Origin of the sequence: Enterobacter cloacae complex sp.6700776, from assembly GCF_048284255.1 — a bacterium.
Classification (GTDB): domain Bacteria; phylum Pseudomonadota; class Gammaproteobacteria; order Enterobacterales; family Enterobacteriaceae; genus Enterobacter; species Enterobacter intestinihominis.
Window position 1 is genome coordinate 1 of record NZ_JBLVYK010000316.1, and the last position, 264, is coordinate 264.

Annotated in this window: 1 pseudogene; it reads left to right on the forward strand. The window is 54.2% G+C overall.

The features are described 5' to 3' along the window. Positions 1–264: pseudogene (locus ACNQ0T_RS24425) on the forward strand (formate hydrogenlyase transcriptional activator FlhA); the annotation flags it as partial.

A 264-nucleotide genomic window follows, 5' to 3' on the forward strand; every position in this document is an offset into this window, starting at 1 on the left:
TGGCCGTTGTCGCGGAGCAGATCCAAAGCCGCGTCACCAATAACGTGGACTACGACCTGCTGAGCCGCGAGCGCGATAACTTCCGCATTCTGGTTGCCATCACCAACGCCGTGCTCTCCCGCCTGGACATGGATGAGCTGGTCAGCGAAGTATCAAAAGAGATCCATCACTATTTTAAAATCGATGCCATCAGCATTGCGCTACGCGGCAACCGGAAAGGCAAGCTGAACATCTACTCCACCCACTACCTTGATGAAGCTAACC